Raw genomic sequence first — 13302 nt, forward strand, 5'->3', positions numbered from 1 at the left:
CACGTACCATCCGGCACGCGGGCCCAGCGGCACTCGATGCCGCGCGACGCCGCCGGATCCGGCACCGGCGGAAGGGGTCGTGACACTCACGCAGCCTGCGGTTCCGCGCCGTTGCGGGCCTCGTCACTGACCTTCCCGAGGAAGCGTGCCACCTCGCGGTACGAGGCCCAGGCGGACACCTCCCGGTACGGAATGGCGTGCTCCGCGCAGTAGTCGATGACCATCGGCCGTACGTACCGCAGATTGACCCGGGGCATGGCGGGGAACAGATGGTGCTCGATCTGGTAGTTCAGCCCCCCGTACAGGAAATCGGTCAGCCGGCTGGACCGGATGTTGCGCGATGTCAGCACCTGACGGTGGAGCCAGTCGAGCTGGACATCGCTGCGGTAGACGACCATGCCCTTGTGGTTCGGGGCGAAGACGGCGCCCAGATACAGGCCGAACACCGCCTGGTTGAGGAGCACGAAGACCACACCGGTCAGCGGTGACAGCACGGTGAACACGGCGGCCAGACAGACCACGGCGTGCACCAGGACAAGACCGAGCTCCAGGACGGGCCGGCGCAAACCGCCCGCGCGGGCCGCCTTGAAGCCGGACGCGTGCAGCCGCCATGCCTCCTGGCCCAGCAGCACGAAGAACATCACCGCCTGGAAGCGGATGACGAACCGCCGGAAGCCGCTCGTCGCCTTCGCCGGCATCTCGTCCACGTCGAAGATGACCTGACGGCGCATCGTGTCCGGGTCGCGGTCGAGGTTGTTGGGGTTGCTGTGGTGCCGGTTGTGGTGGTTGATCCACCAGCCGTACGCGGTGCCCATCAGCAGATTCATATGGATGGCACCCAGCACTTCGGACGGCACCTTGGCCTTGCTGATCTGCTTGTGGCCCGTGTCGTGCGCGATGAAGCCGGTCTGGACGAAGGCCAGTCCCAGCGCGACCGCCGTCACCAGCTGCCACCAGGTGTCCCCGAACCAGAACAGGGCCGCCCAGCAGGCCCCGAACAGAACCAGGTTGGAGATTATCTTGAAGGTGAAGTAGTCCTTCCGGGAATCCATCAGCCCGGCCTGCTTGACCAGATCGGACAGTTCCTCGAAGGAGCCTGTCGGCGAGATGGTCAGGGAGTCCTGTCGGGCGGGCATGAGCGTTTCTCCTTCATGTCGGGCCGAAACGTCGGGCCGAATGGCGCCGCGGTCAGGCCGCGCTGAACACGAGTACGGCGTTCTGTCCCCCGAATCCGAAGGAGTTGCTCAGGGCGACTCCGATCGGCAGGGCCCGGGGCGCCTTCGCCACGATGTCGACCTCGATGGCGGGGTCGACGCTGTCGAGATTCGCAGTGGGCGGCACGGTCCCCTGCTCCAGCGCGAGGACGGTGAGCGCCGCTTCGATGGCTCCTGCGGCGCCTAGCGAGTGCCCGGTCACGCCCTTGGAGGACGTCACCACGGGACGGGTGCCGAGCACCCGTTTCAGCACCCGGGCCTCGGTGAGGTCGTTGAGCGGGGTCGAGGTGCCGTGCGCGTTCACATGGTCGACCTCGTCGGGGGCCACGCCCGCGTCGCGCAGAGCTGTGCGGATCGCGCGTTCGGCGCCCCGCCCCTCCGGGTCGGGAGCGGTTGCGTGATGGGCGTCGGCCGATGCCCCGTATCCGCTCAGCCGCGCCCGTACCCGGGCGCCGCGGGCGCGGGCATCGGCCAGCCTCTCCAGGACCAGTACCCCCGCGCCCTCCGCCGCCACGAACCCGTCCCGGTCGGTGTCGAACGGGCGGGAGGCCGCGGCCGGATCGTCGCAGCGCCGGGAGAGTGCTCCCATCCGGGCGAAGCCGGACAGCACGGCCGGGGTCAGGCTCGCCTCGGTGCCTCCCGTGATCACCACGTCGCACGTACCGGACCGCAGCAGGTCCCGTGCGGTGCCGATGGCGGTGGCGGCCGAGGCGCACGCCGTGGCAGTGACGAGGTTGGGGCCGAGGGCGCCGAACTCCATGGCCGCGTAACCGGACACCATGTTGACCGCGGACATCGGCACCAGCATCGGTGAGACGGCCGCCGCCCCCTGCCGGTCGAGGGTGCGGACCTGTTGCTCGAACGTGGCGGTGCCGCCGAGGGCGTTGCCCAGGACCACGCCGACCCGGGCTCCGTCCCAGTCGGCGGGGTCGAGCCCGCTGTCGTGGACGGCCTCCGCCGCGGCGATCAGGGCCAGTTGTACGTAGCGGTCGAGCCGCCAGGCCCGTCGCCTGCCGAAGTGGGCCACCGGATCGAAGTCCGCGGCGCGGCAGCTGAAGTCGACCAGCAGCCCCGTCAGACCGGGGTCGGTGGCCGCGGCCGGCTCGGCGTCCAGGACCCGCGCCCAGTTCTCCGCCACCCCGTTGCCCGCGGGGGTCAGCAGGCCGAGACCGGTGACCGCGATGTCACGGGCCCCGGCGTCGTCGCGGCCGGGGCTCACAGCACCGCGCTCTTGCTGTCGATCAGGGCGATCAGGTCCTTGACCGACGATTCCGCGCCGACCTCCTCGTCGTCGATCTGGATGTTGAACTCACCACCGGCGACCAGGGCGAATTCGACCAGGGCCAGGGAGTCCAGGTCGAGATCGCGCATCGTGGTGTCCTCGGTGACCTCCTCCGGCTCGACTCCGAACCGGCTGACGAGGACCTCGGTGATCCGGTCGAGAACGCTGGGCATCTCTGTCTCCTAACGGTGTACGCACAGGGTGTGGCGGGACGGGTGTGGCCGTGCGGTCAGACGGCGTCCAGTTGCGGCCAGCGCAGCGTGGTGGAGCCCCAGGCGAGGCCGCCTCCGAAGGAGGTGAGCACCACCGAGTGGCCGGCGCGCAGGGAGCCGTCGGCGACCGCGTCGGCGAGCAGCAGCGGGACCGACGCCGCCGCGGTGTTGCCGACCCGGTCGATGTTGGTCAGGGCCCGTTCCTGCGGCAGCCCGAGCTGTTCGGCGAGGGCGTCCAGGATGCGGGAGTTGGCCTGGTGGGCGGCGAGCCGGTCGATGTCCGGCACGGTCCAGCCGGCCAGTTCGACGGCCTTTTGCACGGAGCCGGTCATCCGCAGCACGGCATGCCGGAACACCTGCTTGCCCTGCATGGCGAAGTAGTGGTCACGGGGCCCGGCCGGTACGCCGCTGCCCCGCTGGCGCGAGCCCCCGGCGGGGATCTCGATCAGGTCGGACAGGTGTCCGTCGGTGCCCAGGTCGAATCCGCCGAGCGCTCCGGGTTCGTCCGGGTCGCCGCGGCGCAGTACGACGGCTCCGGCGCCGTCCCCGAAGATCGGTCCTGTGGTGCGGTCCTCGGGATCGAGCAGGGTCGAGTAGGCGTCCGAGCCAATCACCAGGACGTCGTCCGCCGTGCCCGAGGCGATCAGTCCGGCGCCGATCGCCAGTGCGTAGACGAATCCGGCGCAGACGGCCCCGACGTCGAAGGCCGGCACCCCGGCCAGTCCGAGCCGGGCGGCCACCTCCGGGGCGGTCGCCGGACAGGGGCGGTCCGAGGTGGTGGTGGCGAGGACCACCGCTCCGACGGAGTCCTGCTGCGCCGACTTCAGGGCCCTGGCCCCGGCCTCGGCGGCCAGCGAACCGGTGGACATCCCGGGCTCGATCACATGCCGCTGCCGGATGCCGGTACGGGTGCGGATCCACTCGTCCGAGGTGTCCAGCCGGGTGACGAGCTCCTCGTTGGTCACCACCCGGGGCGGCAGCCAGCCGCCGAGCCCGCACAGCACCGCGGCCGGTCCGTTCGGCCGTCCGGCCTCGGCCGGGCCCGTCATATGAGGGCCTCTTCCAGCCCCATGTACTTCAGGCGCTTGGCCTTCATGTCGTCGGACCACTGGTCGGCGGTGTCCTGGCGCTCCTGCGGGGTGGTGTCGATCAGCCGGCGGCCCGGCCAGATCTCGTAGTCGCCCACCACGTCCCCGTGACGGCGCAGCCCCTCCTGGAACCTCTCCTCGCGCCAGTGCACCATGTCGTGGGTGGGGAGCTCCTCCCACATGTCCATGCCGCGGCGGATCAGCTCCACGACCCGGCCCTTGTCCTGCGGGTGGTCGATCAGATGGCGGCGCGCGATGTCCGCCCCGACCGTCAGATGGCGGATCTCGTCGATGCCCGCGCCCTTGTCGATCTCCGCGGCTGCCGGGTCGAGCGGGCGCCACTTGCGCTCGCTCAGTTCGGCCGCGGGGGCGAGGGCGCCCTCCAGGATGATCGTCATCATCACCACGCCGCCGATGAAGTCGCGGTCGTCGCGCATGATTTCCAGGCTGCGCTGCTCCAGCGGCCCCAGCACGCTCTCCTTGTACGGGGAGGCGAAGGTGTCGACCGCCTCTACCAGCCGTTCGGGGGCGATGCCGAGCGCCAGCAGGTGGTTGCGGAAGACCATGGCGTGCCGGCACTCGTCCAGCACCTGGGTCGCGTAGAACTCCATGGTGTCGTTGTCCGGCGCGATCGGGACCAGGTAGGACAGCACCCTGGTGGCCTTCTCCTCGGCCAGTGCCCGGAAGGCGTACTCCTGGGTGATGGCCTCGTGGAACGGCCCCTCCAGCATGTACGGGGCCACCGTGAGCGCGGGGTCGTGTCCGTCCGGACGACCGCGCAGGGTGCCCTGCGGTACGGCCTGCAGCCAGTAGCGGAGGTTGCAGTCCGCCGCGGTGAGCTCCAGGTCCATGGCGCCTTCGAGCAGTCCGGGGGCCTGGTCCCAGTCCGCCTCGGCGGGAATCGGCGTGGTCATGTGGTTTCCTCCTCGATCCGGATGTGACCGGGGTGAAGATGCCCGGCGAAATACAGCAGTGGAGCCCTGTCGCTCTCGGCCGCACAGGCCGTCACGGTGGCCAGCACGACCGCGTGGTCCCCGGCCGGGACGCATTCGTGCACCCGGCAGTGCAGCCAGCTGAGGGTGGACCGCAGCCGGGGCACGCCGTCCTCGCCCGGTGTCCACTGCACCCCTTGGAACTGGGCGCGCCCGGGGCTCCTGGAGCGGCTGGCGAAGTGCCGGGCCAGCGGGGACTGGTGGGCAGCGAGCACATTGACGGTGAAGACACGGTGCTGCGTGATGCGAGGGAGCAGTGAGCTGTCGTTCTGCAGACAGATGGAGACCATCGGCGGTTCGTGGGAGACGAAGGAGAACGCGCTGACGGTGCTGCCGTGCACCGAATCGCCGCTGCCCACCGTCACCACCGACACCCCGGTGGGGAACCTCCGGGCGGCGCTCCACACCGTGGTCTCGACGACCGGCCGGTGCGCCGTGCCGATCGGCGAGGTCATGAGGTGGCGGACTGACGGGCGGGGGCCGGGGCGGGAACGGCGGCCGGGGGCCGGCCGGACCCCTGCTCCACGGCCGCTTCCAGCGCGGCGAACTGCGGATGGACAACGGGCTCGAAGCTGACGCCGAACGGCTTCAGGAAGTTGCCGAACAGAGCCCGGTCCCCGCACAGATGGATGGGGAGGGCGAGCAGCGCCCACTCGTTGCCGATCAGCAGGATCCACAGCAGGGCGACGGCGCCCTGGGTCGCCATGCTGTGCATGGTGTTGTACAGCACGTAGTACGCCTTCGGGATCCGCTTGGTCCTGCTGCGGTGATAGGCGATGGCGCCGGGGATGTAGCCGATCAGGTCGATGTAGACGAAGAGCAGGACGAAGGGCCACCAGCGGATGTCGCCCAGGTGCCGGAAGAAGAAGTAGAAGCTGACGCCGAGGGCGAAGAGGTATTCGAGCCGGATCAGCCGGTAGGTGGCCTTGGTGTCGAAGCGGTTGAGCGCATCCATCAGGCACCTCCTCGGGCGGAGATCGAGTGGGCCGCTTCCGGGGCGGGTCCGGGCAGATCGGTGAGCGCCTCGCCGCCCTCCAGCACCGTGATGGAGCCGAAGAGTCCTTCGAGTACGGCGCAGATGGCCCGTTTGATCACACGTTCGGCGATGGGGTCCATGATTCCCACGAGGCTCTCGATGCCGAAGTCGTAGGTGACCTCGAAGCGGACCTCGGTACCGGAGCCGGCCGAGGTCAGCTGCCAGCTGCCGCGGAACTCCTCGAAGTCGCCGTCGGTCTGGTCGAATTCGATCCTCAGGTTCTCCGGATCGAGGGTCTCCGCCTCGTTCCAGCGCATGATGCCGCGCCGGAAGTTCACCTCCCAGTCGCTGTCGCGCGGATTGTCCGGGGTGGCGGGCGGATGGGTTTCGACGACGTGGATGTCCTCCGCGATGTCCGCGAAGCGGGTGAAGTCCGCGATGGTCCCGAAGGCCGCCGAGGCGTTCTCGGTGTCCAGGGCCACCCGGAGGTGAATGCTTCTCACGGTGATGCTGCTCCAGTTGTCGGGGGGATGGCGCGGCCGTAACCGTCCGGAGGGTCAGGCGATGACGGCGTGGGCGGCCTTCTCGAACGCGTCGAGAAGGAACTGCACGTCGTCCTGACCGAGCACCGCCGGTGGCGTCAGCCGCATGACGGTGGAGGAGTTCAGTGAGTGGTTGGCCAGGACTCCGGCGCCGATCAGCTCCAGAAGCAGGTCCCCCGCCAGTCCCGGCACGGTGAACTCCAGGCCGATGAGGAGGCCCGCTCCGCGTACCTCCAACAGCCGGTGGCCGAGTACCTCGCGGGCGATCCGGTCCAGCTCGGTCAGCAGCAGCCGCCCCAGCTCGTCGGACCGCTCCACCAGGGAGTCCTCCTTGATGGCGGCGAGCGCACCGCGGGCCGCGGCCATCGCCAGCGGGTTGCCGGAGAAGGTCGAGGTGTGGATGAACGGGTCCTTGTCGAAGGGCCGGAACGCCTCGGGTGTCGCCACCAGGGCCGAGACCGGCACCACTCCGCCGGCCAGCCCCTTGCCCACCAGGAGGATGTCCGGCACGACGCCCTCCCGGTCGGCGCCCCACCAGGTGCCGAGGCGACCGAGTCCGGTCTGGATCTCGTCGAGCACGAAGAGCGCCCCGTACTCCCGGCAGAGCCGGGCGACGTCCCGCAGATAGCCCTCCGGCGGCACGATCACACCGGCCTCGCCCTGCACCGGCTCGACGATGACGCAGCCCTCTCCGGGGTAGCGCGCCAGCTCGGCCTCCAGGGCGGCCGCGTCGCCGTACGGCACATGCGAGACCTGGGGCAGCAGCGGCCGGAACGGCTGCTGGAAGACATCCTTCGCGGTGAGGCTGAGAGCGCCCATGGTCTTGCCGTGGTAGCCGAGGTCCATGGAGATCAGCCGGCTGCGTCCCTGGGCGCGCGCCAGCTTGATGGCACCTTCCACTGCCTCCGCACCGGAGCCCGCGAAGTGCACCTTCTGCAGCCCGGCGGGGACGACGTCGATCAGCGCCTCGGCCGCGTCGACGACGGCGGGTTCGAGGAGCAGCCGGGTGGCGACCGGATTGGTGTTGAGCTGCCGGGTCACCTCGGCGACGACCCGGGGGTGCCGGGCGCCCATCAGGAAGACCCCGTATCCCCCGCAGTTGAGGATGCGGCTTCCGGACGCGGTGTGGATCCAGGGGCCCTCGGCGGCGACCTCCACATCGCCGCCGAACATCTCACCGAGGGAGGCGCGGCCCTTGCTGAGGTAGCGGCGGTAGCGGGTGACGAGGTCGGCGTACGGGTCCTTGGCGGGCGCCGGTGCGGTGCCGGTGTACGTGGTGGTCATGGTGGACGCTCCCGGTGTCATGCCACAACCAGCGGCTGGCCCGCGTAGTAGTCGAGCAGGCCGTCGACGGTGCTGGTGCGCGACGGCGGGTGGAAGGCGATCGCGTGGGTCGCCGCGGCGAGGTACGCGATGTCGGAGGAGGAGATGAAGGCCATGCCGCCGAGCATCTCCACGGCCTGTGCGGTGGTCTCGGCGATCAGCTTCTGCACGCCGAACCGGGTGACCAGGGCGGCCGCGAGCCCGTCGTTGTCGGTGTCGCCGTCCATGACGCGCCGGGCCAGTCCCTCGGTGAGCGCGGCCGCGGTCTCGATGCCGACGGCGAGGGCCCCGCGGTCGGAGGCGGAGCCGCGTCCGCGCCGCAGCACCCGGTCGACCAGGGAGCTGGCCATGCCGGTGTACGCGGCGCACACGATCATCTGGAACCAGATCAGTCCGACCTCCTGGAGCTCGCTGAGCTCCTCGGCCAGCTCGGCCGGTGGCTGGAGTATCTGGCGATCCGTCACGAATACGTCGGTCAGGCGGACTTCGTTGCTCTCGGCACCCAGTAGTGCGCTGGTCTGCCAGAAGGGGTGCACGCTGACACCGGGGGTGTCGGCGGGCAGGATCAGGAAGCCCATGTCGACCGAGCCGTCCGGCCGGCGCATCCCGACGCTCGCGGTGATCAGGTCCATGGACTTCGACAGGCTGCACGGCTTCTTGGAGCCGGTCAGCAGATACCCGCCGTCCACCGGCCGGGCCTCCATGGTGGGGCTGAGGATGCCCTGTTCGGTACGTCCCTCGGCGAAGGCCGAGGCCACCAGCAGGCGTTCCTGGGAGACCCGCTTCAGCAGCAGGTCGTCGAGGTCGGTGCCGTCCGCGAAGGTTTCGGCGACACCGAAGAGCGTGCCGATCGAGAAGTGGTGCATGGCGGTCGCAACGGAGAGGGAGGGGGCCGCGGCGCCCAGGGCGCGCACCACCCGGGCCGCCTGCAGCGCGGTGGCGTCCGCCCCTCCGAACGCGGCGGGCACCAGCAGGTTGGATCCGCCGTGGTCGCGGAAGATCCCGACGGCGGGGCTGTTGTCGGACTCCAGCTCGGCGAAGGGGACTTCGTCCAGCCGGTCCAGCAGGCCGGGCAGCAGCGCCTCACAGGTTTCGCGGTCGGCTTGCATGAATTGCATTACTGCTCCTCAGAGTTGTGATCCGGCGTGGCGGTCGGCAGCGGCCCCGGGCGCAGGCCGGCGAGCTCGGCATACGCTCCGAACACCGCCTCGCGCGGCCGTACCCCGGTGGCGCGCGAGACGCCCTGCAGATGAGTGGTGCGCAGCATCGGGTAGTTGGCCTCACCGAAGGCGCCGCCGGTGCGTCCGGTGCCGCCGTGCGTCGGCAGATAGGGCAGGAAGCCGATGTGCGAGTCGTTGACCTTGAGCAGGCCGCCGTTGGACACCTCGTCCACGAAGCGGTCGGCGACGGCCTCGTCCCGGGTCCACAGCGAGTTGCGGAGCCCGTAGGGGTTGCTGTTGACGTAGGCGAGCATCCGGTCCAGCAGTTCGCCGTCGGGGGCGGGCTCGGGCACAATGACCGGCAGCAGCGGGAAGAACGTCTCCTCGGCGACCGCCTCGATGTCCCGGCAGTGGTCGAGGCCGTCCACCCGCAGGACGGTCGGTTCGAGGAAGAGGCCGGTGTCGGAGGGCGTACCGTCGGTCTCCATCCGCCGGGCGCCGTGTACCAGGGTGGCACCCTTGTCGAGGGCATCCTGGACGTAGGCGTAGAAGCGCTCGCTGCGCAGCACGGGGGAGAGCAGCGCGCCGGGGTCCTCCGGCAGTCCCGGGCGGATCAGTGACGCGGTCAGCCGCAGCCGCTCCAGCAGCTGTTCGGCGACGGCGGGGTGCACGATCACCTGGTTGGGCACCATGCAGATCTGCCCCGAGCCGAAGAAGCACTCCACGAGAGCCTCGCAGGCGGCCTCCAGATCGGCGTCGTGCCAGATCAGCACGGCGTCGTTGCCGGCGAGTTCGAGGACGGGCTTCTTGCCGTGCGCGACGCAGTCGCGTTCCAGCTCCAGCCCGGTGCTCACGCCTCCGGTGTAGAAGATGTCGTTGATGTGCGGGCTCTCCAGCCAGCTCTTGATGGCTGGCCCGGGGCGGGAGCAGAAGACGTTGAGCGTGCCGGGGGGAGCACCGATGTCGTCGAGGGCCGGTGCCACCAGCTCACGCATCGCGTACATGACGCCGAGCGGTGCGCTGCGCGGGGCCCGCACGACCACGGCGTTGCCGGCGATCAGCGGGGTGATCCCGAACAGTGCGCTGCTGGCGGGCGCGTTCTGCGGCGGGTTGACGGCGACCACGCCGTCCGCCACTCGCCGTACGGTCATCCGCCGGTTGCCGTGCTCGATACTCTGCTCCATCTGCCGGGCGCACCAGCCGAGGGTCTCCTCGCTGAAGATCTCCAGCAGTCCGGCCACCTGCCATTCGGCGAGTGCCCGCGGGTTGCCTTCGGCGATGAGCAGATCGACGAACTCCAGGTGGCGGTGGAGCAGCCGTTCGCGGATTCCTCTGCCCAGCCCGAGACGCTGTTCCAGCGGAAACCGTGCCCATACCGGAGCCGCCTCGGCCGCTTTGCGGGAAGCCTCCTCGACCGTACGGTCGTCGGCCAGCGCGCAGCGTCCCACGACAAAGTCCGCCGCTTCCGCGGGATCGGCTTTACCACGTTCCAGTTTTCGTTTGAGTGTCAGGCTTCTGAAGACATCGTCAAGAATTGACGACGTCTTCACCGTGTAGACATGTCTTTCTGCAGCCACCTCACGTCCGGCGATATACGAGTCGTAGCTGAGGAACACGGGTCGGGCCGGTCGCGAACCACTCGTGGCGACTTGTCCGAAGGTCCCGGTGGGAGATTCCACGATTCGACGTCTTCCTTCCGAGGTACTGGGCGCTCGACGCTGCGGAGACAAAAGCTGCGGATACACGGAAGTGGCCGGAAGCTGTGCGACTCGGCACGTCGGCGATTCTGGCAGGGCGCACTGATACGGCCCTGACGGTCGACTGACCCATACGGAAACCGGACGGGAGCGCCGCTTCGCACGTCCGGGATCGGGGAGTCCGGATTCTTTCCGTAGATTCCCGTTTATTTACGAGGGAGTCAACAACAGGCCAGGAAGGCGATAAACAACCCCTGCGGCCGCCGGCGAATCATTCCGGCCAATCTTTATTACAGCTCACGGCCGGGCCGGGAATGATGAAGTCGACCTGCTTACGATGGACAAATGCGCGGACACACGATGCCCAGCGGACACACGAAGCCCAATCGGATCGGCCCCATGATCCGGGAGTGGCGCCACCGACGGAATCTGAGCCAATTGGCACTTGCCCTGCTGGCCGAGACGTCCAGTCGCCATCTGAGCTTCATAGAAACCGGGCGCGCCAGGCCGAGCCGCGAACTGCTCCTGAGACTCTGCGACCAGTTGGACGTGCCCGTACGTCAGCGCAATCGCCTCATCATGGCCGCGGGTTACGCGCCGGCCTTCGAGGAGACGCCGATCGGCGAGTCACATATGAATCGGGCCAATGAGGCCGTCGAGCGGCTCCTCACCGGCCATGAGCCGTACCCCGCCCTGGTCTTCGACACCGTCTCGGATCTGTTCCGGGCCAACCGGTCGGCGATGGCGCTGCTGGACGGTGTGGCCGAGGAGCTGCTGCTGCCGCCCGTCAATGTCGTGCGACTCGGGCTGCATCCGAAGGGAATGGCGTGCAGGATCACCAACTTCGCCGAATGGCGCCGGCATCTGCTCTCCCGGCTGCGGCGCGATGCCGCGTTCACCAATGACGAGCGGCTCAGCTGCCTGTACGAGGAGGTCCGCGCCTACCGGTACCCGCCGGGTCTGCTGAGCGCGGAGCCGAGCTCCCCGGACACCTCGGACACCCATCAGATCGCGATTCCGCTGCACATCCGCGCGCTCGGGACCGAGTTGAGCTTCTTCAGTGCCATGACCACCTTTGTGGCGCCGGTCGACATCACACTGGCCGAGCTGACCATCGAGACCTTCTACCCCGCCGACAGGCACACCGCCGGCACGCTCCACTCCCACCACTGGAACGATCACCTGCGCGCTGCTGTGCCCGAGGGCTCTCCCCTGCTGCCGACCGGCCTCTGAGCGCACCCGCCGCTGCTGCGGATGCGCTCGGCCGGGCTCCCCCGGTGGCCGTGACTCGGAGACTTCCTCGGTGGCCGTGCGCTCAGACGGCTTCCTCGGTGGTCTTCTTCGGCAGCAGTTGAATGGCGACGACGAGCAGCAGCGCGAGGGCGGTGAGATACACCAGCCCGGCGTCCAGCCCGTCCGCCGCGCTCGCGGGGACGGCGTCGGCCCTGCCGTAGTAGATGATGCCGATCAGTGCGACACCCAGTGCGTTCCCCACTTGCATCATCGTGGTCAGAACCCCGGAGGCCGCACCGGCCAGACGGGGCGGAATGCCCGCCAGGACCGTCGAGTTGAGCGGCGCCATCACCATCCCCATCCCCGCCCCGTCGAGCAGCAGGGCCGGGGCGAGCAGCCAGATGTTCCCTTCGACGCCGATGCGGGACACCGTGAGGAAGAGCAGCAGCTGACCGACCGCGATCAGCACTCCGCCCAGGGCCAGCGCCTGTCGCCCCAGCCATGCCCCGAGCCGCCGTCCGAAGACGGATGTGACGAAGAACCCGGCTCCCATGATCGTGAAGGTGAGACCGGAGTCGAGTGCGCTCAGCCCGCGTCCCTGCTGCAGATACAGCGCGAGGACGAGGAAGAACGAGGCCATCCCCGAGTAGAAGACGATCACCGCGAACAGGCCGACGGTGAAGGCACGCTGGCGGAAGAGCCCCGGATCCAGCAGGGGTGAGCCGCCCCTCGCCGACAGCCGTCGCTGATGCAGTACGAAGGCCCCGAGGAACGGCACGGCGAGGATCAGACACGCCCAGGTCCAGGCCGGCCAGCCCGCCTCCCGGCCTTCGACCAGTGGCAGCACCACGGCCACCAGGCCCAGCGTGACCAGCAGCATCCCGGGGATGTCGAGCCGGCTGGCCCCCTCCGCGCGTGACTCCGTGATCAGCCTGGGGGTCAGCAGCAGCGCGGCTGCCCCGATCGGCACATTGATCAGGAAGCAGCTGCGCCAGCCCAGACCTGCGACATCGGCCTGGATCAGCGCCCCGCCTATCAGCTGGCCGCCGACCGACGCCGAGGCCAGGACCAGGCCGTACGCCGTGAAAGCCCGGACACGGGAGGCTCCGGTGTAGGTGACCCCGAGGATGGTCAGCACCTGCGGGGAGAGCACCGCGGCCCCGATGCCCTGGGCGACCCTGGCGAGCACCAGCACCGGGGCGTTCGGCGCGATCCCGCACACCAGCGAGGCCGCCGTGAACAGCAGCAGCCCGATGACGTAGAGACGGCGCCGCCCGAAGATGTCGCCCAGCCGCCCCGCTGTGATCAGGCCGCAGGCGTACGCCAGACCGTATCCGGCCACGATCAGCTGGACCTGGGCCGTACTCGCGCCGAGCTCGCTCTGCATCGCGGGAATCGCGACGTTCACGATGAAGAAGTCGAGGACGACCATGAAGGTGCCGGCCAGGATCACCGGCAGCGCCAGGGAGCCGGTCCGGTCGGCGGCGGCCCGGCCAAGTTTCGGTGGTGTGGTGTTGACGTCGGTCACAGCGTTCCTCCCCGCGCTCGAACCGGTACGAGTCCGCTCACCTTCCGCGCACGGC

Annotated in this window: 13 protein-coding genes; 1 reads left to right on the top strand and 12 read right to left on the bottom strand. The window is 69.4% G+C overall.

The genetic code is table 11. From position 1 onward, the window contains the following. Nucleotides 1-86 precede the first annotated feature (86 nt). Genes ACFVYE_RS28920 through ACFVYE_RS28970 form a run of 11 tightly spaced genes read right to left on the bottom strand, consistent with a single transcriptional unit; the run spans nucleotide 87 to nucleotide 10339 of the window. The gene (locus ACFVYE_RS28920; RefSeq protein WP_383965251.1) at nucleotides 87-1136 is read right to left on the bottom strand and encodes a fatty acid desaturase family protein; all 1050 of its coding nucleotides are present in this window, start codon (nucleotides 1134-1136) and stop codon (nucleotides 87-89) included. Nucleotides 1137-1188: 52 nt separating this feature from the next. Then, complete coding sequence (locus tag ACFVYE_RS28925) at nucleotides 1189-2433, bottom strand: beta-ketoacyl-[acyl-carrier-protein] synthase family protein (protein ID WP_383965254.1); 1245 nt, start codon at nucleotides 2431-2433, stop codon at nucleotides 1189-1191. Continuing rightward, entirely contained in the window at nucleotides 2430-2669 is a 240-nt protein-coding gene (locus ACFVYE_RS28930) for a phosphopantetheine-binding protein (RefSeq protein ID WP_362206794.1), read from the bottom strand. Before ACFVYE_RS28930 ends, ACFVYE_RS28925 begins: the two co-directional genes overlap by 4 nt. A gap of 56 nt (nucleotides 2670-2725) precedes the next feature. Then, a complete protein-coding gene (locus ACFVYE_RS28935) occupies nucleotides 2726-3757 on the bottom strand; it encodes a beta-ketoacyl-ACP synthase III (protein WP_383965258.1) in 1032 nt (343 codons plus the stop codon). Beyond that, a complete protein-coding gene (locus tag ACFVYE_RS28940; protein WP_383965261.1) occupies nucleotides 3754-4710 on the bottom strand; it encodes a VlmB-like protein in 957 nt (318 codons plus the stop codon). The genes ACFVYE_RS28935 and ACFVYE_RS28940 overlap by 4 nt, the downstream gene beginning before the upstream one ends. Continuing rightward, complete coding sequence (locus ACFVYE_RS28945; RefSeq protein ID WP_383965264.1) at nucleotides 4707-5243, bottom strand: flavin reductase family protein; 537 nt, start codon at nucleotides 5241-5243, stop codon at nucleotides 4707-4709. The genes ACFVYE_RS28940 and ACFVYE_RS28945 overlap by 4 nt, the downstream gene beginning before the upstream one ends. Beyond that, the gene (locus ACFVYE_RS28950) at nucleotides 5240-5743 is read right to left on the bottom strand and encodes a hypothetical protein (protein WP_389607660.1); all 504 of its coding nucleotides are present in this window, start codon (nucleotides 5741-5743) and stop codon (nucleotides 5240-5242) included. The genes ACFVYE_RS28945 and ACFVYE_RS28950 overlap by 4 nt, the downstream gene beginning before the upstream one ends. Then, a complete protein-coding gene (locus tag ACFVYE_RS28955; RefSeq protein WP_383965267.1) occupies nucleotides 5743-6267 on the bottom strand; it encodes a type II toxin-antitoxin system RatA family toxin in 525 nt (174 codons plus the stop codon). The genes ACFVYE_RS28950 and ACFVYE_RS28955 overlap by 1 nt, the downstream gene beginning before the upstream one ends. Before the next feature lie 54 nt (nucleotides 6268-6321). Beyond that, on the bottom strand, nucleotides 6322-7590 hold the full coding sequence (locus ACFVYE_RS28960) for an aspartate aminotransferase family protein (RefSeq protein WP_383965270.1): 1269 nt from the start codon (nucleotides 7588-7590) through the stop codon (nucleotides 6322-6324). Nucleotides 7591-7607: 17 nt separating this feature from the next. After that, complete coding sequence (locus ACFVYE_RS28965) at nucleotides 7608-8747, bottom strand: acyl-CoA dehydrogenase (RefSeq protein ID WP_389607661.1); 1140 nt, start codon at nucleotides 8745-8747, stop codon at nucleotides 7608-7610. Beyond that, nucleotides 8747-10339, bottom strand: coding sequence for an aldehyde dehydrogenase family protein (locus ACFVYE_RS28970; protein ID WP_389607677.1), 1593 nt, complete (start codon nucleotides 10337-10339; stop codon nucleotides 8747-8749). Before ACFVYE_RS28970 ends, ACFVYE_RS28965 begins: the two co-directional genes overlap by 1 nt. 492 nt (nucleotides 10340-10831) lie before the next feature. Between ACFVYE_RS28970 and ACFVYE_RS28975 the strand changes: the two genes are divergently transcribed. Further along, a complete protein-coding gene (locus ACFVYE_RS28975) occupies nucleotides 10832-11719 on the top strand; it encodes a helix-turn-helix domain-containing protein (protein WP_383965276.1) in 888 nt (295 codons plus the stop codon). An 82-nt stretch (nucleotides 11720-11801) separates the two neighbouring features. Here the strand turns inward: ACFVYE_RS28975 and ACFVYE_RS28980 are convergent, their stop codons facing one another. Continuing rightward, nucleotides 11802-13247, bottom strand: coding sequence for an MFS transporter (locus ACFVYE_RS28980; protein WP_383965279.1), 1446 nt, complete (start codon nucleotides 13245-13247; stop codon nucleotides 11802-11804). Nucleotides 13248-13302: the final 55 nt, after the last annotated feature.

It is taken from the genome of Streptomyces sp. NPDC058239, from assembly GCF_042882185.1.
In the GTDB taxonomy this organism is placed as follows: domain Bacteria; phylum Actinomycetota; class Actinomycetes; order Streptomycetales; family Streptomycetaceae; genus Streptomyces.

Excerpts from the sequence above, each read along its gene's own strand:
- ACFVYE_RS28950 (WP_389607660.1), bottom strand. The coding sequence starts at position 5,743 with ATGGATGCGCTCAACCGCTTCGACACCAAGGCCACCTACCGGCTGATC.
- ACFVYE_RS28940 (WP_383965261.1), bottom strand. The coding sequence starts at position 4,710 with ATGACCACGCCGATTCCCGCCGAGGCGGACTGGGACCAGGCCCCCGGA.
- ACFVYE_RS28935 (WP_383965258.1), bottom strand. The coding sequence starts at position 3,757 with ATGACGGGCCCGGCCGAGGCCGGACGGCCGAACGGACCGGCCGCGGTG.
- ACFVYE_RS28975 (WP_383965276.1), top strand. The coding sequence starts at position 10,832 with ATGCGCGGACACACGATGCCCAGCGGACACACGAAGCCCAATCGGATC.
- ACFVYE_RS28945 (WP_383965264.1), bottom strand. The coding sequence starts at position 5,243 with ATGACCTCGCCGATCGGCACGGCGCACCGGCCGGTCGTCGAGACCACG.
- ACFVYE_RS28960 (WP_383965270.1), bottom strand. The coding sequence starts at position 7,590 with ATGACCACCACGTACACCGGCACCGCACCGGCGCCCGCCAAGGACCCG.
- ACFVYE_RS28930 (WP_362206794.1), bottom strand. The coding sequence starts at position 2,669 with ATGCCCAGCGTTCTCGACCGGATCACCGAGGTCCTCGTCAGCCGGTTC.
- ACFVYE_RS28920 (WP_383965251.1), bottom strand. The coding sequence starts at position 1,136 with ATGCCCGCCCGACAGGACTCCCTGACCATCTCGCCGACAGGCTCCTTC.
- ACFVYE_RS28965 (WP_389607661.1), bottom strand. The coding sequence starts at position 8,747 with ATGCAATTCATGCAAGCCGACCGCGAAACCTGTGAGGCGCTGCTGCCC.